The organism is Rhodosalinus halophilus (assembly GCF_003298775.1).
Taxonomy (GTDB): Bacteria; Pseudomonadota; Alphaproteobacteria; order Rhodobacterales; family Rhodobacteraceae; genus Rhodosalinus; species Rhodosalinus halophilus.
On sequence record NZ_QNTQ01000018.1, the window covers coordinates 20,203 to 46,471 of the forward strand.

Annotated in this window: 26 protein-coding genes; 8 read left to right on the forward strand and 18 right to left on the reverse strand. The window is 67.9% G+C overall.

The window, feature by feature from the left end:
- Positions 1-5: 5 nt before the first annotated feature.
- A complete protein-coding gene (locus tag DRV85_RS16050; RefSeq protein ID WP_113290496.1) occupies positions 6-2,075 on the reverse strand; it encodes a hydantoinase/oxoprolinase family protein in 2,070 nt (689 codons plus the stop codon).
- 109 nt (positions 2,076-2,184) lie between these two features.
- Between DRV85_RS16050 and DRV85_RS16055 the strand changes: the two genes are divergently transcribed.
- Positions 2,185-2,703: a MarR family winged helix-turn-helix transcriptional regulator gene (locus DRV85_RS16055; RefSeq protein WP_233495557.1), complete on the forward strand. Its 519-nt coding sequence runs from the start codon at positions 2,185-2,187 to the stop codon at positions 2,701-2,703.
- Positions 2,690-3,022, forward strand: coding sequence for a DHCW motif cupin fold protein (locus DRV85_RS16060; protein ID WP_113290497.1), 333 nt, complete (start codon positions 2,690-2,692; stop codon positions 3,020-3,022). Before DRV85_RS16055 ends, DRV85_RS16060 begins: the two co-directional genes overlap by 14 nt.
- Before the next feature lie 36 nt (positions 3,023-3,058).
- Here DRV85_RS16060 and DRV85_RS16065 read toward each other — a convergent pair whose 3' ends face one another.
- From DRV85_RS16065 to DRV85_RS16075, 3 genes are all read right to left on the reverse strand, one after another.
- Positions 3,059-3,676 carry a DUF1989 domain-containing protein gene (locus DRV85_RS16065; protein WP_113290498.1) on the reverse strand — a complete coding sequence of 206 codons (618 nt, stop codon included), beginning with the start codon at positions 3,674-3,676 and terminating at the stop codon, positions 3,059-3,061.
- Between the two features lie 154 nt (positions 3,677-3,830).
- Entirely contained in the window at positions 3,831-4,109 is a 279-nt protein-coding gene (locus tag DRV85_RS16070; RefSeq protein WP_113290499.1) for a tyrosine-type recombinase/integrase, read from the reverse strand.
- Positions 4,110-4,121: 12 nt separating this feature from the next.
- The gene (locus DRV85_RS16075; protein ID WP_113290500.1) at positions 4,122-4,739 is read right to left on the reverse strand and encodes a tyrosine-type recombinase/integrase; all 618 of its coding nucleotides are present in this window, start codon (positions 4,737-4,739) and stop codon (positions 4,122-4,124) included.
- 26 nt (positions 4,740-4,765) lie between these two features.
- On the opposite strand from DRV85_RS16075, the gene DRV85_RS16080 reads away from it, so the two are divergent.
- The 6 genes from DRV85_RS16080 to DRV85_RS16100 all read left to right on the forward strand — a co-directional run bounded on the left by DRV85_RS16080 (position 4,766) and on the right by DRV85_RS16100 (position 10,565).
- Positions 4,766-5,014: a helix-turn-helix domain-containing protein gene (locus DRV85_RS16080; protein WP_113290501.1), complete on the forward strand. Its 249-nt coding sequence runs from the start codon at positions 4,766-4,768 to the stop codon at positions 5,012-5,014.
- Positions 5,015-5,417: 403 nt separating this feature from the next.
- Complete coding sequence (locus DRV85_RS16085; RefSeq protein ID WP_233495558.1) at positions 5,418-6,521, forward strand: competence protein CoiA family protein; 1,104 nt, start codon at positions 5,418-5,420, stop codon at positions 6,519-6,521.
- A 722-nt stretch (positions 6,522-7,243) separates the two neighbouring features.
- Entirely contained in the window at positions 7,244-7,801 is a 558-nt protein-coding gene (locus DRV85_RS16090; RefSeq protein ID WP_113290503.1) for a GNAT family N-acetyltransferase, read from the forward strand.
- Positions 7,798-8,226 (forward strand): sugar 3,4-ketoisomerase, encoded by a 429-nt coding sequence (locus tag DRV85_RS16095; RefSeq protein ID WP_113290504.1) that lies wholly within the window; start codon positions 7,798-7,800, stop codon positions 8,224-8,226. Before DRV85_RS16090 ends, DRV85_RS16095 begins: the two co-directional genes overlap by 4 nt.
- A gap of 4 nt (positions 8,227-8,230) precedes the next feature.
- Entirely contained in the window at positions 8,231-9,346 is a 1,116-nt protein-coding gene (locus DRV85_RS19075) for a hypothetical protein (protein WP_147238873.1), read from the forward strand.
- A gap of 28 nt (positions 9,347-9,374) precedes the next feature.
- Positions 9,375-10,565 (forward strand): sulfotransferase family protein, encoded by a 1,191-nt coding sequence (locus DRV85_RS16100; RefSeq protein WP_113290505.1) that lies wholly within the window; start codon positions 9,375-9,377, stop codon positions 10,563-10,565.
- 111 nt (positions 10,566-10,676) lie between these two features.
- Here DRV85_RS16100 and DRV85_RS16105 read toward each other — a convergent pair whose 3' ends face one another.
- The 14 genes from DRV85_RS16105 to DRV85_RS16170 form a co-directional block, all read right to left on the reverse strand.
- Complete coding sequence (locus DRV85_RS16105) at positions 10,677-11,507, reverse strand: HpcH/HpaI aldolase/citrate lyase family protein (RefSeq protein WP_113290506.1); 831 nt, start codon at positions 11,505-11,507, stop codon at positions 10,677-10,679.
- 41 nt (positions 11,508-11,548) lie between these two features.
- Complete coding sequence (locus DRV85_RS16110) at positions 11,549-12,310, reverse strand: SDR family NAD(P)-dependent oxidoreductase (RefSeq protein ID WP_113290507.1); 762 nt, start codon at positions 12,308-12,310, stop codon at positions 11,549-11,551.
- Entirely contained in the window at positions 12,303-12,761 is a 459-nt protein-coding gene (locus DRV85_RS16115) for a MaoC family dehydratase (RefSeq protein ID WP_113290508.1), read from the reverse strand. Before DRV85_RS16115 ends, DRV85_RS16110 begins: the two co-directional genes overlap by 8 nt.
- Positions 12,761-14,713 carry an ATP-binding protein gene (locus DRV85_RS16120; RefSeq protein WP_113290509.1) on the reverse strand — a complete coding sequence of 651 codons (1,953 nt, stop codon included), beginning with the start codon at positions 14,711-14,713 and terminating at the stop codon, positions 12,761-12,763. Before DRV85_RS16120 ends, DRV85_RS16115 begins: the two co-directional genes overlap by 1 nt.
- Before the next feature lie 5 nt (positions 14,714-14,718).
- Positions 14,719-16,344 (reverse strand): acyl-CoA carboxylase subunit beta, encoded by a 1,626-nt coding sequence (locus tag DRV85_RS16125; RefSeq protein ID WP_233495559.1) that lies wholly within the window; start codon positions 16,342-16,344, stop codon positions 14,719-14,721.
- Positions 16,344-17,528 carry a phenylacetate--CoA ligase family protein gene (locus tag DRV85_RS16130; protein WP_113290510.1) on the reverse strand — a complete coding sequence of 395 codons (1,185 nt, stop codon included), beginning with the start codon at positions 17,526-17,528 and terminating at the stop codon, positions 16,344-16,346. Before DRV85_RS16130 ends, DRV85_RS16125 begins: the two co-directional genes overlap by 1 nt.
- On the reverse strand, positions 17,525-18,319 hold the full coding sequence (locus DRV85_RS16135; protein WP_113290511.1) for an ABC transporter ATP-binding protein: 795 nt from the start codon (positions 18,317-18,319) through the stop codon (positions 17,525-17,527). Before DRV85_RS16135 ends, DRV85_RS16130 begins: the two co-directional genes overlap by 4 nt.
- A 7-nt stretch (positions 18,320-18,326) precedes the next feature.
- Positions 18,327-19,520: an ABC transporter substrate-binding protein gene (locus DRV85_RS16140; protein WP_113290512.1), complete on the reverse strand. Its 1,194-nt coding sequence runs from the start codon at positions 19,518-19,520 to the stop codon at positions 18,327-18,329.
- Between the two features lie 54 nt (positions 19,521-19,574).
- Positions 19,575-20,627, reverse strand: a complete 1,053-nt coding sequence (locus DRV85_RS16145) for a branched-chain amino acid ABC transporter permease (protein WP_113290513.1) — start codon at positions 20,625-20,627, stop codon at positions 19,575-19,577.
- A 3-nt stretch (positions 20,628-20,630) separates the two neighbouring features.
- Positions 20,631-21,530 (reverse strand): branched-chain amino acid ABC transporter permease, encoded by a 900-nt coding sequence (locus DRV85_RS16150; RefSeq protein ID WP_113290514.1) that lies wholly within the window; start codon positions 21,528-21,530, stop codon positions 20,631-20,633.
- Complete coding sequence (locus DRV85_RS16155) at positions 21,527-23,464, reverse strand: AMP-dependent synthetase/ligase (RefSeq protein ID WP_113290515.1); 1,938 nt, start codon at positions 23,462-23,464, stop codon at positions 21,527-21,529. The genes DRV85_RS16150 and DRV85_RS16155 overlap by 4 nt, the downstream gene beginning before the upstream one ends.
- Positions 23,461-24,258 (reverse strand): ABC transporter ATP-binding protein, encoded by a 798-nt coding sequence (locus DRV85_RS16160; RefSeq protein WP_113290516.1) that lies wholly within the window; start codon positions 24,256-24,258, stop codon positions 23,461-23,463. Before DRV85_RS16160 ends, DRV85_RS16155 begins: the two co-directional genes overlap by 4 nt.
- 69 nt (positions 24,259-24,327) lie before the next feature.
- A complete protein-coding gene (locus tag DRV85_RS16165) occupies positions 24,328-25,491 on the reverse strand; it encodes an acyl-CoA dehydrogenase family protein (RefSeq protein WP_113290517.1) in 1,164 nt (387 codons plus the stop codon).
- A 15-nt stretch (positions 25,492-25,506) separates the two neighbouring features.
- Entirely contained in the window at positions 25,507-26,160 is a 654-nt protein-coding gene (locus tag DRV85_RS16170; RefSeq protein WP_158540183.1) for a TetR/AcrR family transcriptional regulator, read from the reverse strand.
- Between the last annotated feature and the right edge of the window lie 109 nt (positions 26,161-26,269).

The following is a 26,269-nucleotide window of genomic DNA, read 5'->3' on the forward strand; positions in this document are numbered from 1 at the left end:
CCCCTTCATTTCTCGTCACGCGACATGATGACGTTGCCGTAGCGGTCCACCTCGAAGCTCCAGTCCGGCTGAACCACGGTCGTGCTGTCGGCCTGCAACAGGATCGCGGGGCCATGGACCGCGTGTCCGGCCGGCAGGGCCGAGCGGTCGTAGTAGGGCGTCTCGAAGCTGGAAAGCTGGTCGTTCACGCGGAACACGCATCGCCCCTGCCCCACCGGTTCGACCGCGCCGCCTGCGGCCACTTCGGGCGGCGTGCCGAGCTTGTCCACCTCGCCGATCCCGCGCACCTTGACGGTGACGATCTCGATCGGCGCCGCCTCGAAGGCGTGGCCGTATTCGGCGCGATGCTTGTCGTGGAACTCCCGCCAGACGGTCTCGAGCGCGTCCGCGTCGAGCGGTCCGTCGGGAAAATCGACCTTCAGCTCGTAGCCCTGTCCGACGTAGCGCAATTCACCCTCGCGCAGCATCCGCCGCTTCTCGGGCGGGACGCCGTCGCGATCGAATATCCCGGAGAGCTCGGTCTCCATGTCGTCGAAAAGGCCGGTCAGGCGGTCATGATCCACCGCCCCCTTGACCGCGAAAGCGGTCCGCAGGGCGTGATACTCCAGATCGGCGGTCAGCAGGCCCATGGCCGAGGTGATCCCGGGATGCGGCGGGATCAGCACGCGCCTCACGCCCAGCATCCCCGCCACTTCGGCCGCATGCAGCGGCCCCGCGCCGCCGAAGCCCGACAGGGTGAAGTCGCGCGGATCGATCCCCTTCTGCACCGTGCGCGATCGGATCGCGTTGGCCATGTTGGAGTTGAGGACGGTCAGCGCGCCCTCTGCCGTCTCTTCCGGCGTGCGCCCGAGCCGCTCGGCCAGAGCACCGATCACGCGCTGCGCGGCGGACAGGTCGAGCTGCATCTCGCCGCCCAGGAAGTCCTTGGGTGCGAGCCGCCCCAGCACCAGGTTGGCGTCGGTCACCGTGGGCTGATTGCCCCCCTTGCCGTAGGCTGCGGGGCCAGGATCGGCGCCTGCGCTTTCGGGGCCCACGCGGAACGCGCCGCCGCGGTCGAGATAGGCGATGGAACCGCCGCCGGCCCCGATCGTGTGGATGTCGATCATCGGCAGCATGACCGGGAAGCCCGCGATCGAGGCGCTGCGCGCGTCCGCCTCCGTCAGGCGGCCGTCCACGACGATGCCGATGTCCGCGCTGGTTCCACCGATGTCGAGCGTGATGAGCCGGTCTGCGCCGGCATGACGTCCGACCGCCGCCCCACCCCGCACGCCTGCGACGAGGCCGGAGAGCAGCGTCGAGGCCGGCTTGCGCGCGATCATTTCGGGCGTCGCCACCCCGCCGCTCGAGGTCATCACGTGCAACTCGCCGCGCAACCCGCGATCATGCAGGCTGCGCTGCAGCTCGCTGATGTAGCGGCGCACCTTCGGACCGATGAAGGCGGACATCGCGGCGGTCGTGAACCGCTCGAACTCGCGGAACTGCGGTGCAACTTCCGAAGAGGTCGTGACGAACGCCTCCGGCATCACCTCGCTCACGATCTCGGCAGCCCGGCGCTCATGCGCCGGGTTGACGTAGGAAAAGAGGAAGCCGACGAGCACCGCCTCCACCCCCTGGTCGGAGAGCGTGTGCGCGACCTCGCGCACCGCGTCCTCGTCGAGCGGGGTGAGCTCCTTCCCCTGCGCGTCGAGCCGGCCCGCCACCGTGTGCCGGTGCCGCCTGCGGATCAGAGGCCGGTTCTGCCACGGCAGATCCTGCATGATCGAATAGTGCTGTGGCCGCTGGTGACGCCCGATGTGCAGGACATCGCGAAAACCCTCGTTGGTGACGAGTCCCGTCACGGCGCCGTCGTGTTCGAGCATCGCGTTGGTGCCCACGGTCGTGCCGTGGAAGAGCCCGTCGATCTGCGCGATCTCCACCTCGCCCTTCTCGCAGATCGCCTCGAGCCCACGCACCACCGCGATGGCGGGGTTTTCGGGCGTCGAGGGCGTCTTGTGCGTCGTCAGCCGCTGGCGATCGAGATCCGCCAGAATCAGGTCCGTGAACGTACCGCCGACGTCGACGCCCAGAACAATCATGCACTGTCTCCCCGTTGTTCGACTCGAAGATTGATCCATCTGGATGTATCTGGCAAGAATTTTCCGGAGCGACTGGACCGCTGCCGGTAGGGAGGGTTAGCAAACAGGCATGCAGACGCGGGACATGCTGGACAGCATCTTCGAGACAGAACTGCGGCACCTGATGCTGGTCAGTTACGTCGTTCTCGGCAACAACGCGGTAACCAACCGCTACATCGAGAAGGTCTACGGCATGCCGGTGCACGCCTGGTCGACGCTTTTCGCGATATCCATGTTCCCCGGGATCCGCGCCAAGGAGATCAAGCAACTCTTCCCCCGCCCGCAGAACACGATCAGCCGCGCGGCGTCGCTGCTCGACGCGCGCGGTCTCATCCGGCAGGAGACCTCGCCCACGGACGCGCGCGAAAAGCGCCTCTACATCACCGACAAGGGCGCGGAGATCCTCGCCGAGATCCGCGCCACCTCGCTGGAGCGGCAGGAGGAATTGTTCGCGCCGCTCGACGAGGCCGAACGCGAGACGTTCTTCAGACTGGCCCGCAAGATCGCGGATGGGCCGCAGCTTCTGACCTCCCGCGCAATGGATCCCGCCGGTGCGGAGACGCGGGAGAGACGCGATGCATCTGCCTGAACTCGCCTTCGCCGCAGTGGACTGGTCCGTCTGTCCGGTCGAGGATCATCCGGGCGCGGAAGGCACCTCCCGTTGGCAAACCCACGAAAGCAACGGCCTGCGCACCCGTCTTGTGGAGTATTCTCCGGGGTATGTTGCCGATCACTGGTGCGACCTCGGCCATGTCTTCCTGGTCCTCGAGGGAGAGGTGGTCATACGGCTGCGGGATGACAGACAGTTCACTATGACGGAGATGCAGGGCTTCTGCGTCTCCGATAATGGCGATGCTGCCCACCTCGTTCTTTCACCGAAGGGCGCAAGGGTCTTCATCGTGGACTGATCTACGCTCGCCAGCCGAACGACCTCCCCGCGCGCCTCAAGCTTCGACCGGCAGAACGCGGTAGTGCGCCTCCGTCGGCGCGCGTGCCGCGCCGTTGATCGGCAGTATGTCCTGCGGGCAGGCCGACATCGCCACGACGCAATCCATCTGCGCGCGCAGCACGACGATATCGCCCGGCCGCGAGAGCGGCTCGCCCCAGCCCGTGCTTCCGTCGGGCGCCACGGGGATGTTCATCCACAGGTTCAGCGGGCTCGGGCAGTCGTCGATCCGTAGCCCGATGCTCCGCATCGCGGCGAAGAGATTGTCGGTGCAGTTGTCGTGGTACTCCGTGCAGCCGAGAAGCCCGTAGCGGTAGTCGTCGCAGGCGGCGATCAGCGTGTCGTGCCGGCCCGGCGAGGTGTCGCGCTCCATGACGAGGATGGGCCGGCGCCGGTTGGTGATCAGCGCGTCGCCCTCGGCAGGCCAGAGCCTGCCGAGCGTGGCGCGCATGTGCTCGTTCGAGAGGAATTCCGTCAGATCCTCGGCGTTGAAGGCCCAGGTGTCGACGACCTGCGTGCCGTGGGTGTTGACGATCTCGATCGCCTGACCGGCCGAGAGGCGCACGGCCCGGCCCTTGCGCGCCGGGATCGTCGCGCGCTCGCTCGTCTCAGACATTCCTGCCGCTCCCCTGTCGGTCTCTTGCGGGATCGGACCACCTTCCCGCCGCGGTGGCAAGGCCCCTGCCCTGCCGGCGCGGTCCGGCGAAGTGCAGGCGCGCCCATACGCGCCACCAGGTCCGCGCCCGCCCCCGCGATGGCGGGACCGCGACTCAGGCCCAGACGTTGTGCTCGGCAAGCTCCAGGTAGCGCGCCAGCACGTTGACGGATTTCCAGCCGCCGGCGCGCATGATGGCGGCGGTGTCGTGGCCGCGGCAGAGCAGGTCCTGCGCGGCACCCACCCGCATGGAATGGCCCGAGAAGTCGCGCACCTCCAGCGGGTCGAACCCGGCCCGGCGCGCGCCATCCTTGACGAGGCGCTTCACCGTGTCGACGGAGAGCGCCCGGTCGATCGGCTTGCCCTGGTAGATGGGGCAGAAGAGCGGCGCGATCTGCGCGCCGCGTCAGTCGAGCCAGTCACCCACGAGCGCCGCCGTGCGCACGGAGGTGAAGGCGATCCGCCCCTGGCCGAAGGGGTCGTTCTTGGCGCGACGGATGAGGACACGCAGCGTCCCGTCGCCGCGCGGCTCGAGATCCTCCACCCGGAGCGCCACGAGTTCCGCCCGCCGCGTCAGAAGCTCGTAGCCGAGGCTCAGCATCGCGCGGTTCCGCAGGCCCCAGGGCGTCTCCGGTTGGGCCGAGAGAAAGCGGTCGAGATAGTCGCGGGTGAGGCCCTTCGCCTGCCTCGGGCGGATGGGTTTCGCGCGACGGACCCGGCGCAGGGCTAGGTTGACCTCCTCGTCGTGCGTGGGATCAGGCAGGCGCAGCAGCCGGTGCATCTTGCGCACCGCGTAAAGGCGCCGCCGCACCGTCGAGGGGGCCCGGTCGCGCCCCTGGGCCTCGAGAAAGGCGCAAACCGTCTCCACACTCGCCGGAAAGGGCTCCCTGCCGGTCGCCACGCACCAGGTCTCGAAAGCCTCGACATCCGCGCGGTAGCCGCGCATGGTCGACGGCGCATAGGCGCCCTCGAGGCGGTGGAGTTCGGCGCGCCATTGTGAGGAAGGACCGTGCGACTCGATCATATGGCACAAAATATGCCACTTTGGCGATGACCGCAACCGGCGCGCAACTACGAGCGGCGCGAAATGCGCTTGGTTGGTCGATCGAGTATCTTGCCGAACGCTCCGGCGTGTCGGTAAGGACGATCATTCGCTACGAAGACCACGATGACGTCCCACCATCCCGTAGCGGCAATTTGAAAGCACTGCGTAGAACGCTCGAGAACGCCGGCATCGAGTTCATCGGCACGCCGGAGGACCGCCCCGGCATCCGGATCGCCGGGACGCCGAAGCGTTAGAGCTGATACCCGGCACAGCGGATCCGAGATCCTCGTTCGGGCCAGGGAGCATCGCGCGAATAATCGGTGCTGTTTACGCTCTGTAATGCTGTAAAGCCGAACAATTTGCTACGTTCCTTCAAACCAGCGGGTTCCCCGATGGAGGCCGGGTCGTGCAGTTTCGCCATCCTCGCCGCGCAGGCCGAACGGTCGGTGACAGCTCTTGATCCTCGCGAAAACGCCGCGGACCACCCTCGAACGTCCATGCACTTCTTGCCGCGCTTGTCGTGCAGCCGCATGCATCGGCGCCAACCAACCAATTTTCGGAGACCAGATCAATCCGGCCAACCGGGTGCATCAAGCTGTTCGGTTGTGCTATCGGTTCGGCATGTCCGAGGAGAGGATCGACCGTGGCGGCGCGAGCTTGAGATACGCGATCGGCAAGGACGACGCAGTCGTCGACATCGCCAACGTCGATCCCTCCGATCGCCATGCCCTCGGGCCGTACGCTTGCCCGGGCTGCGGTAGCGAACTGATACCGGCCCTCAGCAGGGTCCGCGCGCGCCACTTCAAGCACCGCGGGGAACGGCCGCCGTTGTGTTCTTTCGAGACGTATTTGCATGACCTCGGCAAACGCACCGTGCGCGACGCCTTTCGGCAGGCGATCGAGACTGGACGGCCCTACCCAATGAAAGTGGAGTTTCCGAGGATCTGCGGCCGTTATGAAAAGGACCTCGGAGTCACGTGCACGGACGGCGCCGTGCCGCGCGCATTGGATCTCACGCGATGGTTCGACGTTGCGGAGATCGAGAGGGGCGTCGACGGGTTCGTGGCGGACGTTCTGCTCTCCTCCAGCAAGAGCGATGAGCTCATGCTCGTCGAGATCCAGGTCACCCATGAATGCGAGCCGGAGAAGATCGCTGCCGGGCGGCGGATCGTCGAGATCGCGCTCACCAGCGAGGAAGATCTGCATGCACTTCGCCATGGCCTCGACCTGACGGGCCACGGGACCCGGCATTTCAACTTCAAGGAGCCGACGCCGGTGCACGAGCAATGCCGGCGTCCGTGCGGCCTCCACGCCTCTGCTTTTTTCGTCTTCAGGAGTGGCAAGACGCTCGTACTCCATGCACCGATCCACGAGATCGCAAAAAAGAGGAAACAATCAGCGACAGTCCATTTCTCGCTTCTCGAAGAAGACGGTTGGATCGCGCCATGGGAATACGCACGCAGGTATTTCGAGGCGACGCTGACTGCATATTTCGAGCAGGGGATCGCAGTGAAATCATGCCTCCTTTGCCGGCATGGTGCGCTGGGTGAAATCGATGCAATCAAGTGTTTCAAGACAGGCCGCGAGACCGGTATCAATACGGCGGCGGAGTGCCCTCACTACCGCCCGGACTCGACGCCGGCGCATACCCGCCAACGCTACCAAAGGTCCATCCGGTTCCTGGAGGGCCGCGACTCGCGTGGCACAGTCCCAAGCGACGATCAATGGATCTCTCATGACGACGAGACGGTGACCGAATGATTCCAAAAGCAGCGTCATGTGCTCTGCATGGCGCTCACAAGTCTCGATGTTGCAATAGCTTCGGGTCAGCGGCCGTACTGCGACCTGCGAGCTGGATCCACGTCAAGCCAGCGTTCGGCGGTCAGCATGGCGCTCGCGCGCCGATGCAGCGATGGGCGATCCTTGGGGGGTAGGTTAGGTCCCGGCCGTCGCGCCGCAGAGCCGTGCGGCCGGCCGGGCGCGCGCGGCGGGGATCCGGATGCCCCGATTGCATGCGCGCTTACGGATGCGGCAGGAAGCGGCCCGCCTGCCGGCCCGCGCGCGAATCGTCTTGCCCGATGGCGCGCGACGTGGCCTACTGCCCGAACCCCCTACGAAGGACGAACCGAAGGAGCCGGAAATTCAGCCGCCACTCACGGCCTTCCGGCTCCTTCGCACTTTTCCGGAAATTCATGGCAGCTATGAGTGCAGCGCTTGCACCTGGCGGCGATTCGGATCAAGCGCGCGCGCATGCGGCGGAGCGCCGCGTGTGACCGGGACAGCACAGCTTGGCGCCGGCCCTCGCCCCTGCGCCCGTGGGCGCCTCAGATCTCATAGACGCGTCCGGCCCCGCCAGCGAGTGCGTGAGAGGCGCGAGGCTTGCGCTCCATGGCGGCAGAAGCCTTGCGGCGGGCTCGACTTAATCCTTTGTTAACCAAGAACGAGCGACGATCGCGGCGTCACCGGGAAAGCGTGGGGGCGCCATGATCGCACTCCAACGGAGCCGCCTCGAAAGTGTCAGCCTCGGCCTTCGCCTCGTCACCCCGGACGACGCCGGCTATGTCCTGCAGCTCCGGCAGAATCCGCGCTACAACGCGCATCTATCGCCCGTCACCGGCACGGTCGCGGATCAGCGCGCCTGGATCGACGCTTACAAGCAGCGCGAGGCCGAAGGCCGCGAGGCCTATTACATCATCGAGCGGCGCGACGGGACGCCCTGCGGCACGGTGCGGCTTTACGACATCGAGGGCGATCGCTTCACCTGGGGCAGCTGGATCCTCGATGCCAACAAGCCGCCCAAGGCCGCGCTGGAGAGCGCCGTCCTGATCTACGATATCGGCTTCCTGAAGTTCGGAAAGGCGCGCGCGGTCTTCGATGTGCGCCGGGACAACGCCAGGACGCTCGCTTTCCATCGCCGCTTCGGCGCCACCGAAACCGGCGCGGACGACGAGAACGTCTATTTCACCTACCCGCGCGACCGCTTCCTCGCGGACCGATCGAAGCATCTGTCGGTCGTGCAGTCCGCCGCCGAAACCGGATGACCGCCGACAGCCTCTCTTCCCCAATGGGCAGCGTTCGCCTGATCGGCCTGCCCGTCGTCAGCGACCCGCGGGGGGATCTCACCTTCGTCGAGGGCGGCAACCACGTGCCGTTCCAGATCCGCCGGGTCTATTACCTCTACAACGTCCCCGTCGATTCCGAGCGCGGCGGCCACGCGCACCGGGAGCTCGAACAGGTCATCTTCGCGCTGTCGGGCAGCTTCCGCATCACCGTGGACGACGGCCGCGAGCGCCGCGAATTCTGGCTCCGAGACCCACGCACCGGCCTCTACATCAACCGCATGATCTGGCGCGAGATGGACGCCTTCAGCCAGGGCGCCGTCTGCATGGTCCTCGCTTCGCAGCCCTACGATGAGGCGGACTATATTCGCGATTACGCATCCTTTGCAGAGCAAACGAAGTATTGATGCCATGGTAAAACAACATCACGCAAGAACTCTTCATCTTCATATCGGCGAGACGAAGACCGGCTCGAGCTATATTCAGGCCAATCTCTTCAGAGATCGCGCGCTCTTGAGGCAAAGGGGGATCGTCTATCCGCCCGGGCCAAACGACCAAGACATGATAAAGAATCCATCTGTCGGGCAACCAAACGCCACACGTCCATTCCTGATCGAACGAACCAGCCTTCCGAGGTCGCTGCAGAACATTCCGAGAGATCACGACGCACTCATCTCTTCAGAACTGCTGTTAGACGAGATCATTGATGGGGGCGACTTGTCCGGGCTGAACAACTCAATGGCTCGACCATTTGCCCGAGTAGGCCTGAACCGCTTGCTGGAAATGGCTAATGCCGCAGGATATCAGAAACTGAGACTGCTCGTTCTGATTCGAGACCCCATACCCCATGCAGTATCGTGGTACAATCAAATCGTAAAGATCCATCGGCACACCGGCACGCTCGAAGAAACGTTTCAGAATTTCGGCGGCCCAACAAGGGTTGCTCGGCTGCTCAGCGACGCAGAACATCTCCCCGACGTAGAAGTAACTGTCAGGAAGTACGAGAGCGTAAGAAAACACTTGATGGAGACATTCTACTCCTGGCTCGGCATAGAAAAAAAGGACCACGCTGCACTCACCGCACCAGTTATAAACCGCTCACTGTCCCCGATCGAACTGGCGCTTCAACGCGAATTGAATATGCTTCTCGGCGCCAAGGCGCCCCGCCTCGCAATGCACCCGGATTTTCACAAGCTGAAGAATATTGGAGACGCAGTTGTGTACCCGGGGCTGCAATGTCAAAAAGACATGCAGAGCAGGCTGGAACCATCAGCCCGCTTCGTCAACCAATATGTGCCCGAGGGTCATGAGTATGCATTCGACTTAACGGAGGGCGCCCAGCCGGAAGGCCTGTATCAAGTTACCTCGGAGCAGATAGACTTTCTCGCTCGTGTGTGGTCGGATTCAAATAAAGCCGCTCGGCGTGAGAGAAAAAGGTGGCCGAGCAGGGCAAGAAATGCCCTTCGGAAGATAAGAAATCTGACCCACGCGAGATCGAAAATGAATTATCCACTTCAAACTAAGTGACTGCAACGCGCAACGGACAAAGAGCCAAATGATTGATGCTTGCCCACCCATCTTCGTCGGGGGCACCGGCCGCTCCGGCACCACGATCATGGGGAAATACCTGAACTCCCATCAGTCGGTCGTGACGCCTGTCCACGAAAACAAGCTGATCGTGGAAGACGGTGGCTTGCGGTCGCTCATCGACAACCTGTCGGCGGGATACGAATACAAGAGCAACCACAACGCCATTCGCAACTTCATCGAATGGGCGAACACCCTGCGGAGCTACGGCTTCCGGAACACGCCGGTGAACCTGGCCTACAGAGCGGCCAATCGGGCTATCATGAAGGTGACGGGGAAAAGAATTCCTCCGGCAAAAGCCGCCCGCGCGCTTCCTTTCCTCGCGTTCTCGCTGGTCGGAAATGGGGAGAGATACGGGCTCGATCACTATGACCGCTGCCTTTCGGACTTCCTGGGCAAGGTGATCGGCGCAACCGACACGCACGGTATCGTCGATACGGAAGGTCTCCTGAAGCCGGTCTACTCTCCCAGCACCACGGACAGGGCGAAGCTGCTCGACTGGGCCCGGCAGTTCCTGACCGCGCTCAACGCGAAAGCCCTGGAGGCGGCGGGCGCCGCGCGGTGGTGCGACGACTCCCCGCTCAACGCCCGCTACGCCGCGTTCCTGCACGAGATGTACCCTTCTGCGAAACTGGTGCACATGGTGAGGGATCCGCGAGATGTGGCCGCCTCCTACATGGGCAAATCATGGGCGTCGCGCGACCTCGAGCTCACGCTCGACCGACTGCGCGGGCATTATGCCGAGCTCGCCAGCGTCGAGGCGCGCTTGCCCGACAGCTTCTTCCGGACCGTCCGCCTGGAGGGTTTCACGTCCGATTTCGAAAACCGGAGCGGCGAGCTCTGCCGCTTCCTGGGCATCGACCCGGAGGGCTTCGACGGCAGCGTTTCCTTCGAAGCGTCGTCCTTCGGACGCTGGAAAGAGACATTCTCGGAACGGGAGCGCGCCCTTGTGGAACATTACCTTCAGCCAGCCTGCGAGCGCTACGGCTATTCGTCGAGGCGTCCCGCAACCTTTGGGCCGGTAGCCGCAGGCTCCGGTCGCGCATCGGCGAGGCCGTCGCCCGACTGCTCTGGAGCAGGCGTCGTATCGGCGGCGACGAGTCGCCGGGCTTCACGGCAGAGCGAACAGCCGGCTGCGGCGGGCCACCTTCGCCCATAACCGGGCGCGATCGCTCCGGGAAACCGGGAGGCTGCTCCTTTTCACGCGCCAACTCCGATCATCGCGCCGGACGACCGCTCCGGTCCACCCGCTCTCGCGAGGTCGGGCCGGTCAGCCAGCCTTCGCGCGTTCGAGGAGGAGCCTGGCCTGGCGGAGATGCGGCCTGTCCAGCATCTGGCCGTCCAGCGTGGCCACGCCTCCCTCGGCCGCCGTCACGGCGGCGACCACCCGGCGCGCCCAGGCGACGCGGTCCTCGCCCGGCGTGAAGGCGCGGTGAATGGGCGCGATCTGCGCCGGATGGATCGCGAGCTTGCCGGTGAAGCCGACCGCCTCGGCCTCCATGGCCTCGGCCTCCAGCCCGCGCGCGTCGCGAAAGTCGGTGAACACCGCGTCGATCGCCGCGACACCCGCCTCCTTGGCAGCGAAGAGCATGGCGTCGCGGGCGAGACGGAACGGCGTCCGGTAGCGCCCCTGCGCGTCCCTGTTCGAGGAGGCGCCGAGATCGGCGGCGAGATCCTCGCCGCCCCAGGCGAGGCCCTCGAGCGTCGGATGGGTCCAGTCGCGCGACAGGAGCGACCGCACGGCGCTCACCGTCTCGGTGGCGATCGCCACGACCGGCGCGTCTCCGGTGAGCCGGGAGAGGTCCGCCAGATCCGCCGGACCTTCGCACTTGGGCAGGACGTAGCCGTCCGCGCGCCCGCGCACGGCCGCCACGTCCGCCTCCGCGAGGCCGGTGTCGAGCGCGTTCACCCGCACGTAGCGCGGCATGGGCGCGGGGGCGGAGAGGAAACCGGCGACCGCCGCGCGCGCCGCCTCCTTCGCCCCGGGCGCGACGGCGTCCTCGAGATCGAGGATCAGCGCATCGGCCCCCGAGTCCATCGCCTTTTTCATCTTCCGGGCGCTGTCGCCCGGCACGAAGAGATAGGACCGTTTGAGCCTCATCCGTGCCTCCGCGGGGTCTGCCAGGTCATGCCGTCCGTTCCTCAGATGGCCGAGATGCCGCCCGTGACCGATATCGTCTGCCCGGTGATCCGGGCGGCCGCCGGGCTGGCCAGGAAGACCGCGAGCTGGGCCACGTCCTGCGGTTCGACCACGCCCAGATGCGCCTGCGCCTCGGCCTTGCCGAACAACCTGCCGGCGAAGGAGTCCTGCATCAGCGCATCGTAGAGCGGCGTGCCGCGCACGATCGAGGGCGTCAGGCAATTCACCCGCACGCCGTCGCGCTTGCCCTCGATCGCCATCGTCCGGGCGAACATCGCGATCCCGGCCATGGCGGCCCCGATCGCGGCCTCTCCGGGCGTGGCGAGCTTGCCCGCGTCCGACGCGACCAGCAGGATCGTGCCGCCCTGCCCATGCTCCGCCATCAGCCCGTAGGCGGCGCGCGCCGGCAGGACGACCGGTGCGAGCACGCCGGAGATGTCGCCCATGAGTTCCCCGACGGGAATGGTCTTGAGAAGACGCGGCATGGGATCGCCCGCCGCGCAGCAGAGCAGCACGTCGAGCCCGCCCATCCGTTCGACGGCCTCCGCGACGATCCGCTGCGCGTCTTCGGGCCGGCCCGCGTCGCCGGCGACGAAATGCGCGCCCGGACCCAGCCGGGTCAGCGCCTCCGCGCCGCGCTCGGTCGAGCGCCCGGCCACAGTGAGCGCCTGGGCGCCCGCCGCGCGCATGGCCTCTGCTGCGGCCAGGCCGATCCCCGCGGTGCCGCCGACCACGAGGCAGCGAAGGCCGCTCAGCTCAGGCATCGGCGGGGCGCTTGCGCATCAGCGCGGCGCGGTCGCAGACGCCGCAGAGCACGCCGTCCTGGTTGAAGCATTCGTGGCGCAGCGTGACGATCCCCTCGCCGGGGCGCGAGGCGCTTTCGCGCTTGTCGAGGACGGTGGTGCGCATGCGGATGGTGTCGCCCTCGAACAGCGGGTGGGGGAACTTCACCTCGCTCATGCCGAGGTTCGCGACCGTCGTGCCGAAGGTGGTGTCGTTGACGGTCATGCCCACCATGCAGCCCAGCGTGAAGAGCGAATTGACGAGCGGCCTGCCCCAGGGGGACTCCGCGGCCGCATGCGCGTCGATATGCACGGGCTGCGGATTCATCGTCAGCAGCGAGAACCACCTGTTGTCGGCTTCCGTGATCGTGCGCGTCCATTCATGGTCGAAGACCATGCCCTCGTCGAATTCCTCGAACCACAAGCCAGCCATCACGCCTCTTCCTTTTCCCTCTCGAGTTCGATCAGCAGGGCGCGCGCGGGCACCGTCTCGCCGGCGGTCACGCCGATCCGCACGACGCGCCCCGCGAAGGGCGCCGTCAGCGCATGGACGAGCTTCATCGCCTCGATCACGGCGAGCGTGGCCCCCCCCTCCACATGGTCGCCTTCGGCCACGAGCACCTCGGTAACCCGCCCCGGCAGAGGTGCCGCGATCCGACCCTCGCCCCCCGTTTCGGCCCGGGTGTCCATGCGCGCCTCGGCCAGCGGGCGCACCGTGGCCGCGATGGCGAGGCCCCGCGCCGCGGCGCGGATCACGCCCCCCGCACGCGTGATCCAGACCGGCTCGGCGCCTAGGTCCTGGCACCGCTCGCCCTGCTGCACCTGAACCGGCGCGCCGAGCGACAGCGTGATTTCCGCAAGCCCGTGCTCGTCCCCGACCATGAGCGGCACCCGGCCCGGCGCCGCGCGCGCGCCGACGCGAAAGCCGTCCGCGCGCGCGAGCGGATCGCCCCCGCCCGAAAGCGCCGCGCGCGCCGCTTCTCCGCGCAGCCGGAGCAGTGCCTCGGGGTCGGGGCGCCATCCGTCCGGAAAGGACTCCTCCAGAAAGCCCGTGGTCGCCTCGCCCCGCATGAATGCAGGCGCCGAAAGGCAGTCGCGCGCGAAGCCGAGGTTGGTCCCGACGCCCGCGACCACCGTCGCGTCGATGCCGTCGCGCAACCGCGCGAGCGCCCTAGCACGGTCCGGCGCGTGGGCCACGACCTTGGCGATCATCGGGTCGTAGTCGCTGGGCACCGCGTCGCCCGTCTCCACGCCGGTCTCGAAGCGAAGCCCCGGCGGCGGCACGACGGCGTCGAGCCGTCCGGCGTCGGGCAGGAAACCGGCCTCGGGCCGCTCGGCATTGACGCGGACCTCGATGGCATGGCCGCGCGGCACGAGCTGGTCCTGCGCGAGCGGCAGCGGGAGGCCCGCGGCCTGACGCAGCTGCCATTCGACGAGGTCCACCCCGCAGATCGCCTCCGTCACCGGATGCTCGACCTGCAGGCGGGTGTTCATCTCGAGGAAGTACGGGGTCGCGTCCCCGGCCTGCATCACGAATTCGACCGTGCCGGCGCCGCGATAGCGGATCGCGGCGGCCAGCGCGGTGGCATGGGCGAAGAGCGTCTCGCGCACATCCCCGGGCAGGTTCGGCGCCGGCGCTTCCTCGATGATCTTCTGATGCGCGCGCTGCACCGAGCAATCGCGTTCGTGGAGATGCAGCACGCCGCCCGTCCCGTCCCCGAACACCTGCACCTCGAGGTGGCGGGGGCTGGGAACCAGCTTTTCCAGGAAGACCGTGGCGTCGCCGAAGGCCGAGGCGGCCTCTGCGCGCGCAGCGCGGATCGCGGGCGCGAGATCGCGGGCCGCCATCACCCGGCGCATCCCCCGGCCGCCGCCGCCCGCGCTCGCCTTGACCAGCAGCGGATAGCCGATGCGGTCGGCCGCTTCGGCCAGTTCCGCGTCGGTCGCCTCTGCCCCGTCGAAGCCGGGCACGACCGGCACGCCGGCTGCCTCCGCGATGCGTCGGGCGGCGATCTTCGAGCCCATGCGCTCCACCGCCTCGGCGGTGGGCCCCACGAAGATCAGCCCCGCCGCCTCGACAGCCCGCACGAAGCCGGCGTTCTCGGACAGGAAGCCATAGCCCGGATGCACCGCGTCGGCACCGCTTGCCTGCGCGGCGGCGACGATGCGCTCGATATTCAGATAGCTGTCCGCCGGCGCCGCGCCGCCCAGCAGGCAGGCGTCGTCGGCCATGCGCACGTGCCGCGCGCCGGTGTCTGCCTCCGAATGGACCGCCACGGTGCGCAGGCCGAGCCGCCGGCAGGTCGCGATGATCCGGCAAGCGATCTCGCCGCGGTTGGCGATCAGCACGGAGCGTATCGGGCGGGGCGCTGCGAGAAACTCCATCCCGCTCACATCCTGTAGACCGGACGGTGGGCGCGGCGCTCGGGGCGCAGGTTGACCACCCCGAGGCAGATGCCCAGCACCCGGCGGGTGTCGCGCGGGTCGATGATGCCGTCGTCGAAGACCCGCGCGGTGCAGAAGTAGGGGTCCGACTTCTCCTCGAACATGGCGCGCAGCCGCGCTTCCTCCTGCGCGAGTTCCTCCTCGGTCGCGGGGTTGCGCGAGATGGAGGCCCGGCGCAGGTCCATCAGCACCGAGGAGCCGACATCCGGGTTCATGCCGCCCAGCCGCGCGTTGGGCCACATGAACATGAAATGCGGCCGGAAGCCCCGCCCGGACATGCCGTAGTTGCCCGCGCCGTAGCTGCCGCCCGTCACCAGCGTGAGCCGCGGCACGCGGGTGTTGGACATCGCGTAGACGAGCTTGGCCGAATGCTTGGAGATGCCGCCCAACTCGGCCTCGCGCCCGACCATGAAGCCGGTCGTGTTCTGCAGGAACAGGATCGGGTGGCCGCGCTGGTCGCAGAGCTCGATGAAATGCGCGGCCTTCAGGCAGGCCTCCGAGAAGAGCACGCCGTTGTTGGCGATGACGCCCACCTGGAAGCCCTCGAGCCGTCCGGTGCCGCAGACGATCGTCTCGCCCCATTCCGGCTTGAACTCGTGAAACTCGCTGCCGTCGAGAATCCGCGCGAGGATCTCGCGCTGGTCGAAGGGCCGCGAGAGATCCGTCCCGACGATGCCGGGAAGCTCTTCGGCGCTGAAAAGCGGCTCGGCGGGCGCGGCGCGGCCGGGCGCGAAGGGCTGTTCGTAGCCCAGGCTCGCGACCATGTCCCTGAGCTTGCCGATCGCCGCGTATTCGTCCGGCGCGATGTGGTCGGACACGCCCGACTGCCGCGTGTGCAGCGCCGCGCCGCCGAGATCCTGCCGGTCAACGACCTCGGAAATCGCGGCCTTGACGATCTGCGGCCCGCCGAGGTGGATGGAGGCGCCGCCCTCAACCATCACGAACTCGTCGCAGAGCGCCGGGATGTAGGCGCCGCCCGCCGTGCATTCGCCGAAGACCGCGGCCAGCTGCGGGATGCCAGCGGCGGACATCCGGCACTGGCGGTGGAAGGTGCCGCCGAAGTGGTTCTCGTCGTAGAAGACCTCCTCCATCTGGTTGAGGTTGGCGCCGCCGCAATCGACCAGATAGAGCGTGGGCAGCCGGTTCTCGGCGGCGATCTCCTGCGCGCGGATGTGCTTCTTGACCGTCTCGCGGTAGAAGCTGCCGCCCTTCACCGTCGCGTCGTTGGCGATGATCATGCAGGCGGTGCCGCGCACGGTGGCGATGCCGGTCACGATGCCCGCCGCCGGCAGACCGCCCTCGTAGAGTCCCCAGGCCGCGAGCGGACTGAGCTCGAGAAAGGCCGTGCCGGGGTCGATCAGCAGGTCGATCCGCTCGCGCACGGGGATCTTGCCCCGCTCCCGGTGGCGCGCGACCATCTTCCCGCCGCCGCCGCCCCGCGACCAGGCGAGCTTGTCGTTCAAATCTTCCAGAAGCCGATCGTAGGCTTCCGCACGCGCAAGGTATTCGGCGGCCGAGACATCCGCCGCGCTCTCAAGCCGCGCCATGCGCGCCTCCGCGACTGTCAGCATCAGAACTCACGGCGATCCTCCAGGAGCTTGCCCTCGCCCATCGCGTCGTGCCAGAGCACGCGGTCCGCCCGCAGGCGCGTGATCCGGCGGAACGCCTCGACCACCTCGTCCTCCCGCCGCGGTGCGCCGGACAGCTCCAGCGTGATGCGATCCTGCCCGGCCTCGCGCCAGACCACCACGCGCGCGACCGTCCCCGGCCCGAGCCGTGCGGCCAGCGCCTCCGCATGGGCCGGGTAAACGAAGATCTCGCGCACCTTCACGCCCGCCCCGGCGCGCCCCTCGATCGGGCCGATCCGCGCGGCGAAGCCGTCGTCGGCCATCTCCCGCGCGCGGGCGAGATCGCCGGTGCCGAAGCGAATCATCGGCCAGCCGCGCGCCAGCGTGGTGACGACCACCTCGCCGGGCTGGCCGGCGGGCAGCGGCCGGCCGCTTTCCGGGTCGCAGATCTGCACCAGCCGCTCGGGGTGGCTGCGATAGCCCTCGCACGTCGCGTCCTCGTAGGCCACGAGGCCCAGGTCGGCGGTGCCGTAGGCGCCATGGGTGACGAGGCCGTGCGCCTCCTCGAGCCGGCGGCGCTTCGCCATCCAGTCGCCCGGCTCGCCGCCGAGGAACGCATGCCGCAGGGGCCAGTGTCCGCGCGTGGCGCCATGGGCCTCGGCGTAGGCCTGGGCCACCTTCTCGAAATAGGCCGTCGCGCCCAGAAAGGCTGTCACGCCCATCTGCGCGATCAGCTGAACCTGGAGCTCTGTCTGCCCCGGACCCGAGGGAATGACGGTCGCGCCCACGGCCTGCGCGCCTGCCCCGAAGATGAGCCCGGCCGGCACCAGATGATGCGACCATGTGTTGAGCACCACATCGCCGGGGCCCAGCCCGGCGGCCCGGAACATCAGCGCGAATCCGTGCGCCTCGCACCCCTTGAGTACCGGCTCGAAGATCGGCCCTGGCGAGGCGAAGACCTGCGCAACTTCGGACATGGGAACCGACAGGAAACCGCCAAAGGGCGGGTCGGCCGCCTGAAGCTCCATCAGGCGGGCCTTGCCGAGCACCGGCAGGCTGTCGAGCGCCCCCGGACGCGCCAGATCCCGCGGCTCCAGCCCCGCCTCCGCGAGCCGCGCGGCAAGCGCCGGCGCGTGGCGGCAGGCCTCGGTGGCGCGCTCTGCGAGGACTGCGAGCCGGTCCGTCATCCCAGCCACCTCTTGCGCCTGCGGTAGTGCTTCACCTCGCGGTAGCTGGGCCGCTCCGTGCCATGGCCCATGCCGAGATAGAATTCCTGCACGTCCTGATTGCCCTCCAGCTGGTCCCGCGATCCGTGGAGGACGACGCGCCCGCCCTCCATGATGTAGCCGTAGTCGCAGTGCGCGATGGCTGCGCGCGCGTTCTGCTCGACCATCAGGACCGTGAGTCCTTCGTCGCGGTTGATCCGCGAGATCGTGTCGAAGAGCTGCTGCGCGAGCATCGGCGCAAGCCCCATCGAGGGCTCGTCGAGGAGCAGCAGCCGCGGCCGCGCCATCAGCGCGCGCCCGATCAGCAGCATCTGCATTTCGCCGCCCGAGAGATAGCCCGCGGTCCGGTCGAGCAGCTCCGGCAATGCCGGGAAGTAGCGAAAGACCCTGTCGAGATCCGCACGGACCGCCGCCCGGTCCGGGCGCAGATGCGCGCCGACCAGAAGGTTCTGCCGCACGGTCAGGTGCTCGAGAACCTTGCGCCCCTCGAGCACCTGCACGAGCCCCGCCTTCACCGTCGCCGCAGGATCGGCGTGGGTGATGTCGCGGCCCGCGAAGGTGATGCGCCCGTCCGTCACCTCGCCGTGCTCGGCCACCAGCAGCCCGGAGATGGCCTTGAGCGTCGTGGTCTTCCCGGCGCCGTTGGCGCCGAGAAGAACCACCATCTGACCCTCGCGCACCTCGAGATTGGCCGCGCGAAGGACCTGGATCACGCCGCCGTAGACGACATCGACATTGGCGAGGGTCAGCACGGCGGGTTCACCACTTGTCGATGACGGGCACGTCGAACCATTCGCTCTGCACCGTCACGATCTCGCCGCCCTGCACGACTTCCGCGGTCGCCTTGATGTCGCCCACGGGGAAGGGCGCGGAGGCGTCGTAGTCGAGGGTGGGAAGCGCCCCGAGGAGCTCGTCCTCCGAATAGGAGTGACCCAGCAACGCGTCATACATCGCCTGCCCGTCGACGTTCGCAGCGCCGACATCGGCGATCGCGTTCTCCAGCACCCGCAGGGCGAGGATCGCCTGAGCCGAGGCCTGCGCGGCGATGAGCCCCCATTCGCCCTCCTCGGCGTGCTCCTCGAAGACGGCGCGGATCGGCAGATCCTCCTTGCCGGGCGCGGCGAAACTGAACGCCGAGAAGGAGCCCTCGATCTGCTCGAGCGGGATGCCCTTGGCCACCTCCGTGAGCCCGTTGTGCGTGGAGGCGACGATCGGCACCCGCTGGCCCAGTTCGTCCATCGCCTTGGCCGCGGCGATGACCTGCGCCGTGGTGCCGCCCACCAGCAGCACGTCGGGCGCGTCCTCCAGCGCCGCGCGGACCTGCGAGGTCAGCGAGACCGGCGAGGTGTCGGCCCATTGCGTCGAGGTCACCGTGAAGCGCTCGGGATACTGCTCCGCCAGCGCCTTCACCCCGTTGACCTGATCGACGAAGCCGGCCTGGTTCTGGGTCGAGACGGCGGCGATCTTCAGCGTCCCGCCCGTCTCGCCCTGCAGATGCGAGAAGAGGCCCGCGAATTCGTGGCTGTAGGTCGGCCGGATCGAGAAGTGCCAGCCGTCCGGCTTCCAGACCAGGCCGACCATCGCGGTGCCCAGGAGCATGGGCACCTTGTCGTTCGGAAGCCGGCCCATCAGCGTCACGAGGTCGGGCGAGCCGAAGCCCAGGTGCATGATCGGCTCGTCCGAGGTCAGGATCGAGGGCCATGTCCGGGCGATCACGGCGCTGTCGTAGCGCATGTCGTAGATCTTCAGATCCACCTCGACGCCCAGATCCTCGCCCACTTCGGCGTTCCAGTAGTCCACGACCGCCTGAAGCCCCGCCATGGCGTTGGGCATCACGTCGGCGAAGGGGCCCGAGTAATCGGCGCTCGCGGTCATGGTGTAGGTTTGCGCCAGCGATGGCGAGGCCAGACAGAGCGTCGCCGCCCCGGCCGTCAGCAGTGCTTTCAGTTTCATCTCTTCTCCTCCCTAGACGCGGGCAGTTTCGGCCCGCCTTTCTCCGCCCCGTGGTCAGTTTCTCGGGAATGGCCAGAGACGGAATGCCTTCATGCCGGTGTGCCAGAGGTGCGCCAGCCCGCGCGGCTCGAAGATCAGCGCGATCAGGATGCAGAGCGCGAGGACGACGGAGCTGAGCGCGAAAACGGTGCCGCCGCCGAGGCCGCCGTCCGCCTGCAGCATGGCGTTCGCGAACTTGTGCAGGCCTTCCTGCAGCAGCGTGACGAAGACGACGCCCAGGATGGGGCCGACCGGCGAATGCAGCCCGCCCACGATCAGCATGCCCAGATACCAGACCGAGGTGAACAGCGTGAAGCTGGAGACCGTGACGAACTGCAGGAAATAGGCCAGCACCGCCCCGGCCACGCCGGCATAGAGCGCGCCGGCGAAGAAGGCCTCGATCTTGATGCGCGTGACCTGGATGCCCATGACGCTCGCCGCGGAGTCGTTGTCGTGCACCGCCCGGAACGCGCGCCCGATGCGCGAACGCGGCAGGTTGAACGCGGTCCATGTCGCCAGGGCGGCCACGAAGAGCCCCAGGAAATAGAGCCCCGTGGGCGTGCCCAGGTTCAGCCCGAAGAGCGTGGGCGGCATCACGGGCATCCCCACCAGCCCGCCGAGCCACGACATGGGCAGCGCGAGGATCACGATCGGGAACATGACCTGCGCGGCCAGCGTGGTCAGCGCGAGGTAGAAGCCCTTCACCCGCCAGGCCGGCAGCGCGAAGACGATCGAGATGCAGCCTGCGGCGAGCGCGCCCGCCGGGATCGTGGCCCAGATCGGCACGCCCATCCCGGAAAGCTTCGCCGCGGTGAAGGCGCCGACGCCCACGAAGGCCGACTGCGCGATGTTGATCTGCCCCGCCATGCCGACGGTGACGTAGAGCCCGTAGACCGCGACCAGCGTGATGAAGAGGTTGGTGAACTCGCCCAGCAGCCACGGCCCGGCCACCGCCGGCAGCAGCACAAGCGCGGCGAGAAGCGCCAGAAGCCAGAGCCGCGCGCGCAGCGTTTCGAGAACCCGTGCCTCGGCGGCGTAGCTTTCGAACCAGATCCCGGTGGGTCGCATCCGTCAGAGCCTCTCGATCCTGCGCCAGCCGAAGAGGCCGTAGGGACGTATCAGCAGCACCGCGACCATCGCGACATAGGGCAACAGCCCCGACGCCGCGCCGTTGGTGAGCGGGTCCAGATAGGCGGAGGCGAGCGCCTCCAGAACGCCGATGATGACCCCCGCCAGCGGTGCGCCGCGAATGCTCTCCATTCCCCCGAGCAGCGCGACCGGGAGCGCCTTGAAGCCGATCACCGCGACCTCGAGCGACAGGATCGATCCCGAAAGCAGAACGACGGACGCCGCGGTCGCGACCACGGTGCCCAGCACCCAGGCCGTGGCGATCGCCTGCCGCACCGAGACGCCCAGCGACAGCGCCGTGGTGTGGTCCTCCGCCACAGCGGCGAGCCGCAGGCCGAGCCGCGAGCGGGTGAAGAACAGATGCAGGGCGGCCGTGAGCGCCAGCGTGAAGGCGGCGCCGATCAGGAGCCGCGTGTTCACCAGGAAGGGTCCGATCTGGAGCGCGCCTTCCGGCAGGATCACCGGGATCGACCGGGTCTCGGCCCCCCAGACGAGTTGCACCAGGCCCCGCAGCAGGATGAGCAGCGCGACGCCGGCCATGAAGATGGTGAAGGCCGGCTGCCCGATCAGCGGGCGGAATACCGAGCGCTCCACCGCCGCCCCGAAGACCATGCAGCCGGCTGCCGTCAGCAGCAGCGAGACAGGTATCGGCAGGGGCCAGCCAAGGCCGGCCGCCCCTTCGGTGAAGGTCCACAGCAGGAAGGCGCCAACGACGAGCACCTCGCCCTGCGCGAGGTTGATGATCTTCGCGGCGCGATAGATCACGACGAAGGAAATCGCCACCAGCCCGTAGACCAGGCCGACGAGCGATCCCTCGATGACGATCTGAAGCAGGTCGATCATGCGCTCGCCTCCATCCGGTTCATCTCCACCACGGCGCGGAGGCGGCTCTTGCGGCCGTCCTGGTAGGACACGTCTATGTCGATCTCGACGCGCTCGGCGTCGCCGTGCAGCCCCTCGATGAGAGGGGCGTATCGGCTTTCGATCGCGCCCCGGCGCAGCTTGCGCGAGCGGGTGAGTTCCTCCTCGTCGGCGTCGAGTTCCTTGGGCAGGTTGGCGAAGGCGGCGATGCGCGCCCCCGGATCGACGATGGCGTTGACCTTGGCGACCTCGCGGGCGATCTCGGTCCGCACGGGCGGGAGCTGGCTCAGCTCGGAGAAGGTGCCGAAGCCGAGGCCCGCGCGCTCGGCGACGCGGCCGGCGATTTCCATGTCGATGTTGATCAGCGCCACCACACGGTCCCGGTCCTCGCCGCCGATCACGATGGCGTCGCGCACCATCGCCGCCGAGCGCAGATGGTTTTCCAGGAACTGCGGCGGATAGGTCTGCCCGGTGGAGAGGCGGCGAAGATCCTTCACCCGGTCGAGGAAGATCAGCTCGCCCCGCTCGTCGAGCCGGACCGCGTCGCCGGTCCTGTAGCCGTCCTCGCCGCCGCCCAGCGCCGCATCCGCGCCGGCATCGCCCAGATAGCCCGCGAAGGCCCGGCCCTTCAGGCACAGCTCGCCGTCGTCGAGCCAGGCCTCCAGCGGCGCCGCGATGGTCGGGTCCGAGGGCATCAGGTGGCCCAGGGTCTCGGGGTTCTTGTCGCCCGGACGGTGGGTCGCGATCAGGCCCAGCTCGGAGCTGCCGTAGAGATTGCCCAGCGGTACCCCGAAGGCGCGGAAGCGCGCGAAAAGCTCGGGCGACAGGCCCGATCCCCCGGACAGAACCGCCTTCGCCCGCGTGAGCCCGAGCAGATCGCGCACCCCCTTGAGCACGAGCTGGTCCGCCAGCGGCCAGGTGACCGCGCGCTGCCAGGCCGAGCCCTGCCCCGAGGCCCGCTCGGCGCCGCGCGCCAAACCCCAGCGGAACAGACGCTGCCGCCACGGCCCGGCATCCATCATGCGCGCCTCGACCGCCGACGCCTGCATCTCCCATTGCCGCGGCGTGAACATCAGGAAATCCGGCCCGATCTCGCGCAGATCGGCCTGCACCGTCTCCGGCTTCTCGGCGAAGTGCAGCACCAGCGGCGCCAGCAGCGGCAGCCCGACGCCGAAGAACTGCTCGGCCGCCCAGGCGGGCGAGATATAGGACAGGTAATTCCCTCCGGGCCGGATCCCCAGCGCTCCCATCAAGCGATAGGCGTTGTCGAGGATGAAGGCATGGTCGAGCATGGCCGCCTTCGGCTTGCCCGTCGTGCCGGAGGTGTAGCAGTAGACGGCGATATCGCCCTGCGTGGCCTCGGCGATCCGCCGCTCTGCCGCCTCGGTGGGCGGGGCTTCGGCCACCGCATCGTCCAGGCGCACCAGACGCGGGTCGGCGTAATCCCACAACCCGTTCGGGTCGATGTAGAGGATCCTCCGCACGCGCTCGGCACCGTCGCGGGCGAGCGCCTTGTCCACCTGTTCCTGGTCCTCCGCGAGCAGGAAGACGGCGCCCGAGTGGCCGAGGACGTGATCCAGTTCTTCGGCCGAAGCGTCGGGATAGACGCTCACCGCGATCGCGCCGAGCGCGATGGCCGACATCTGGGTGATCCAGGCCTCCTCGCGGTTTTCCGAGATCAGGCAGATCGCCTCTCCGGGCGCGAGGCCCAGCGCCTCGAGCGCGGCAGCGGTGCGGAGCACCCGCGCGTAGAGCCCGCCCCAGCTCGTGGCACGCCATATGCCCGCCCGCTTCGACCGGATGGCCGTCGCCCTGCCCATCTCTTGCGCGTTGTCGCGCAGCAGTTGCGGCAGCGTGCGGCCCTCCGCCTTGCGCGGCAGATCGACGGGCCGCGCCACCAGGTGCTGGGCGGTCATTGCGCCGCCTCCTGTTCGCGCGCCTCGCCAAGGTATGCGGCGATGACGCGCGGGTCGTTGCGGATCTCCGCCGGCGTGCCGTCGGCGATCACGCTGCCGAATTCGAGCACGGTCAGCTGGTCCGAGATGTCCATGACCACGTCCATGTCGTGCTCGACGAGCACGACCGGGGTGCCGAAGCGTTCGCGGATGTCGAGGACGAAGCGGGCGAGGTCGCCCTTTTCCTCCGGGCTCATGCCCGCCATCGGCTCGTCCATCACCAGCACCCGCGGCCCGAGCGCGAGCGCCCGCCCCAGGTCCACCCGCTTGCGCAAGCCGTAGGGCATGTCGCCCACGGCCCGGTGCCGGTCCTCTTCCAGTTCGAGGAAGTCGATGATTTCCTCCGCAAGGGACGTGAACGCCTCTTCCTGCCGGACCGCCCAGGGCGGTCGGAAGAGGCCGCCGAAGACTCCGCCGCGCATCTTCGGGTGGAAGCCCGTCAGGATGTTTTCCCGCACAGTCATCGACGGATAGGTCTGGATGCCCTGGAAGGTGCGCCCGATACCCAGGGCCGCCCGCTCCGGCGGTCGCATCGACGAGATGTCGCGCCCCTCCAACAGCACGGCGCCGCTCGAGGGGCGGTAGAAGCCCGACAGGCAATTGAGCAGGCTTGACTTGCCCGCGCCGTTGGGACCGATCAGGGCGTGGATCGTGCCGGCCCGCACGCGCACGGAAACCGATTTCAGGGCCTCCACCGCGCCGAAACGCAGGCAGAGGTCACTCGCCTCCAGTATGGTCGCGCCAGTGGCGGCCATGTCCTCCTCCCTGGATCGCGCGCCGCTCTTCCGGCGGTTCGCGCAAGGCCCGGCTGCCGATACGGCAGCCTAGGTAAAGTCGACGTCCAGCCCCAGCGCCCTGGCGATGAGCAAGGTCTGGATCTGGCTGGACCCGTCCCCGATCGTGCAGATGCGGTTGTCGCGCAGATACCGCGACGGCGGGCAGTCGTTCATGAAGCCCCAGCCGCCATGCACCTGCAGCGCCATGTTCGCGACCTCGCTGCCGACCTCGGTGGCGTGCAGCTTGGCCATGGAGAGCGCGCCGATGTCGTCGATGCCCTGGTCGATCTGCCAGGCCGCGCGATAGGTCACCAGCCGCGCCGTCTCGACCTTGAGCGCCATCTCGGCGATCATCTGCTGGATCATCTGCTTCTGGCCGAGCGTGCCGCCGAAGGCCCGCCGCTCCTTGGCGTAGGCGAGCGCGTGGTCGAGGCTGGCCTGCGCCAGCCCCAGCGAGCAGGCCGCCAGCCAGATCCGCGCCGCCTGATACCCCTTGTGCAGGAGATGGCGGCCGCCGTGCAGCTCGCCGACGATCGCCTCCTCTCCGAGCTGGCAGTCGTCGAGGTAAAGCTGGCGCGTGTCCGAGCTGCGCCAGCCCATCTTGTCGTATCCCTTGCCGCGCGTGTATCCCGGCGCGTCGTTGGGCGTCAGGAACAGCGTGAACTTCTTGCGCTCCGCCTCGGGCGGCGAGCTGATCGCGAGGATCAGGGTGAAAAGCGAGATCGGCGTGCCGGCGTTCGTGATGTAGGCCTTCTCGCCCGAGAGCGACCACTGGCCGTTGCCGAGCTGCGTGGCGCGCGTTCGGAAGCCGCCGGTGTCGGACCCTGCGTCCGGTTCCGTTCCCGCAATGGAGCAGATCTTCTGCCCCGAGACGATCTCGGGAAGCCAGCGGCGCTTCTGCTCCTCGGTTCCGAAGCGCGCCACCGTCAGCCCCGAGGCCATCGAGACCATGGCGGAGACGGCGATGGACTGGTCCGCCCGCGCGAGCGCCTCGATCGCCAGCACCGCCTCGAAGACACCGAGGCCCATGCCGCCCAGATCCTCGGGGAAGGGAATGGACTGCACGCCCATCTCGCCCAGCTTCTGGAAGAGCTCGACGGGAAACGCGCCCTTGCGGTCCAGATCCTCGGCGACGGGCGCGATCTCGGCCTGCGCGAAGTCGTGGATCGTGGACTGAAGCTGCTTCTGTTCCTCGCTGAGTTCGAAGTGCATGCGCCGCCTCCCTGCCTATGGTCCCGTGCCTGCGCCCGCGTGCAATTCTGCCGAGAGCCGCTCGGCCGGCGAGGGCTCGAGCGCCCGCGTGGCCAGCTCGACGATGGCGTCGGCCACCTGTTCCGGCTGCCAGTCGCCATCCGGGCAGTACCATTTCGCCAGCCAGTGAATGCTGCCCAGCAGCATGAAGACCGCGATCTTCGGCTCCGACTGCACGATCGAGCCGTCGCGCTGGCCCTCGGCAACCAGCCGGCGCATCCGCTGTTCGTAGGTGTCGCGGTTCGCGTAATTGCGCTCTGCCGCGTCGCCCTGAAGCACATTCTCCTCGAGGATGAGCGCCGGGACACCGAGCTCCCGGATCATCTCCACGAGGTAGGAGCGAAGGCCGAGGCGAATCTTCTCGAGCCCTGTCGCGCCCTTTTCCTCACCGTGATCGAGGCACCGTTCGGCGATGGCCAGGGCCTCCTCGTGGCAGGCGAGGATCAGATCGTTCTTGTTCGAGACGTAGCGATAGAGCGCGGCCTTCGAGACACCGAGCCGGTCGGCCACGTCGTCGAGCGTGGCCCCGTGGCTGCCCCTGCGCGACATCAGCCGCGCGGCGGCACGCACGATCGCCTTCCGCTTCAAGGCTTGCTGCTCGTCGCGCCCGGGGATGGCGTCAGCCCACATTCCCGGTCTCTCCCGCAGTTCCGGCTCCAAAGTTACCGTAGGGTCGGCAAACATCACCTGTCAATCGTGAATGTGACTTCATGGTCACGTGTGCAACGATACCTTTTCA

Coding starts and splice junctions, on each gene's coding strand:
- DRV85_RS16170 (WP_158540183.1), bottom strand. CDS start 26,160: ATGTGGGCTGACGCCATCCCCGGGCGCGACGAGCAGCAAGCCTTGAAG.
- DRV85_RS16060 (WP_113290497.1), top strand. CDS start 2,690: ATGCATCTGCCTGAACTCGCCTTCGCCGCAGTGGACTGGTCCGTCTGT.
- DRV85_RS16120 (WP_113290509.1), bottom strand. CDS start 14,713: ATGGAGTTTCTCGCAGCGCCCCGCCCGATACGCTCCGTGCTGATCGCC.
- DRV85_RS16050 (WP_113290496.1), bottom strand. CDS start 2,075: ATGATTGTTCTGGGCGTCGACGTCGGCGGTACGTTCACGGACCTGATT.
- DRV85_RS16130 (WP_113290510.1), bottom strand. CDS start 17,528: ATGACGGACCGGCTCGCAGTCCTCGCAGAGCGCGCCACCGAGGCCTGC.
- DRV85_RS16055 (WP_233495557.1), top strand. CDS start 2,185: ATGCAGACGCGGGACATGCTGGACAGCATCTTCGAGACAGAACTGCGG.
- DRV85_RS16090 (WP_113290503.1), top strand. CDS start 7,244: ATGATCGCACTCCAACGGAGCCGCCTCGAAAGTGTCAGCCTCGGCCTT.
- DRV85_RS16075 (WP_113290500.1), bottom strand. CDS start 4,739: ATGATCGAGTCGCACGGTCCTTCCTCACAATGGCGCGCCGAACTCCAC.
- DRV85_RS16160 (WP_113290516.1), bottom strand. CDS start 24,258: ATGGCCGCCACTGGCGCGACCATACTGGAGGCGAGTGACCTCTGCCTG.
- DRV85_RS19075 (WP_147238873.1), top strand. CDS start 8,231: ATGGTAAAACAACATCACGCAAGAACTCTTCATCTTCATATCGGCGAG.
- DRV85_RS16145 (WP_113290513.1), bottom strand. CDS start 20,627: ATGCGACCCACCGGGATCTGGTTCGAAAGCTACGCCGCCGAGGCACGG.
- DRV85_RS16155 (WP_113290515.1), bottom strand. CDS start 23,464: ATGACCGCCCAGCACCTGGTGGCGCGGCCCGTCGATCTGCCGCGCAAG.
- DRV85_RS16065 (WP_113290498.1), bottom strand. CDS start 3,676: ATGTCTGAGACGAGCGAGCGCGCGACGATCCCGGCGCGCAAGGGCCGG.
- DRV85_RS16095 (WP_113290504.1), top strand. CDS start 7,798: ATGACCGCCGACAGCCTCTCTTCCCCAATGGGCAGCGTTCGCCTGATC.
- DRV85_RS16125 (WP_233495559.1), bottom strand. CDS start 16,344: ATGCTGACAGTCGCGGAGGCGCGCATGGCGCGGCTTGAGAGCGCGGCG.
- DRV85_RS16100 (WP_113290505.1), top strand. CDS start 9,375: ATGATTGATGCTTGCCCACCCATCTTCGTCGGGGGCACCGGCCGCTCC.
- DRV85_RS16105 (WP_113290506.1), bottom strand. CDS start 11,507: ATGAGGCTCAAACGGTCCTATCTCTTCGTGCCGGGCGACAGCGCCCGG.
- DRV85_RS16110 (WP_113290507.1), bottom strand. CDS start 12,310: ATGCCTGAGCTGAGCGGCCTTCGCTGCCTCGTGGTCGGCGGCACCGCG.
- DRV85_RS16165 (WP_113290517.1), bottom strand. CDS start 25,491: ATGCACTTCGAACTCAGCGAGGAACAGAAGCAGCTTCAGTCCACGATC.
- DRV85_RS16080 (WP_113290501.1), top strand. CDS start 4,766: ATGACCGCAACCGGCGCGCAACTACGAGCGGCGCGAAATGCGCTTGGT.
- DRV85_RS16140 (WP_113290512.1), bottom strand. CDS start 19,520: ATGAAACTGAAAGCACTGCTGACGGCCGGGGCGGCGACGCTCTGTCTG.
- DRV85_RS16115 (WP_113290508.1), bottom strand. CDS start 12,761: ATGGCTGGCTTGTGGTTCGAGGAATTCGACGAGGGCATGGTCTTCGAC.
- DRV85_RS16150 (WP_113290514.1), bottom strand. CDS start 21,530: ATGATCGACCTGCTTCAGATCGTCATCGAGGGATCGCTCGTCGGCCTG.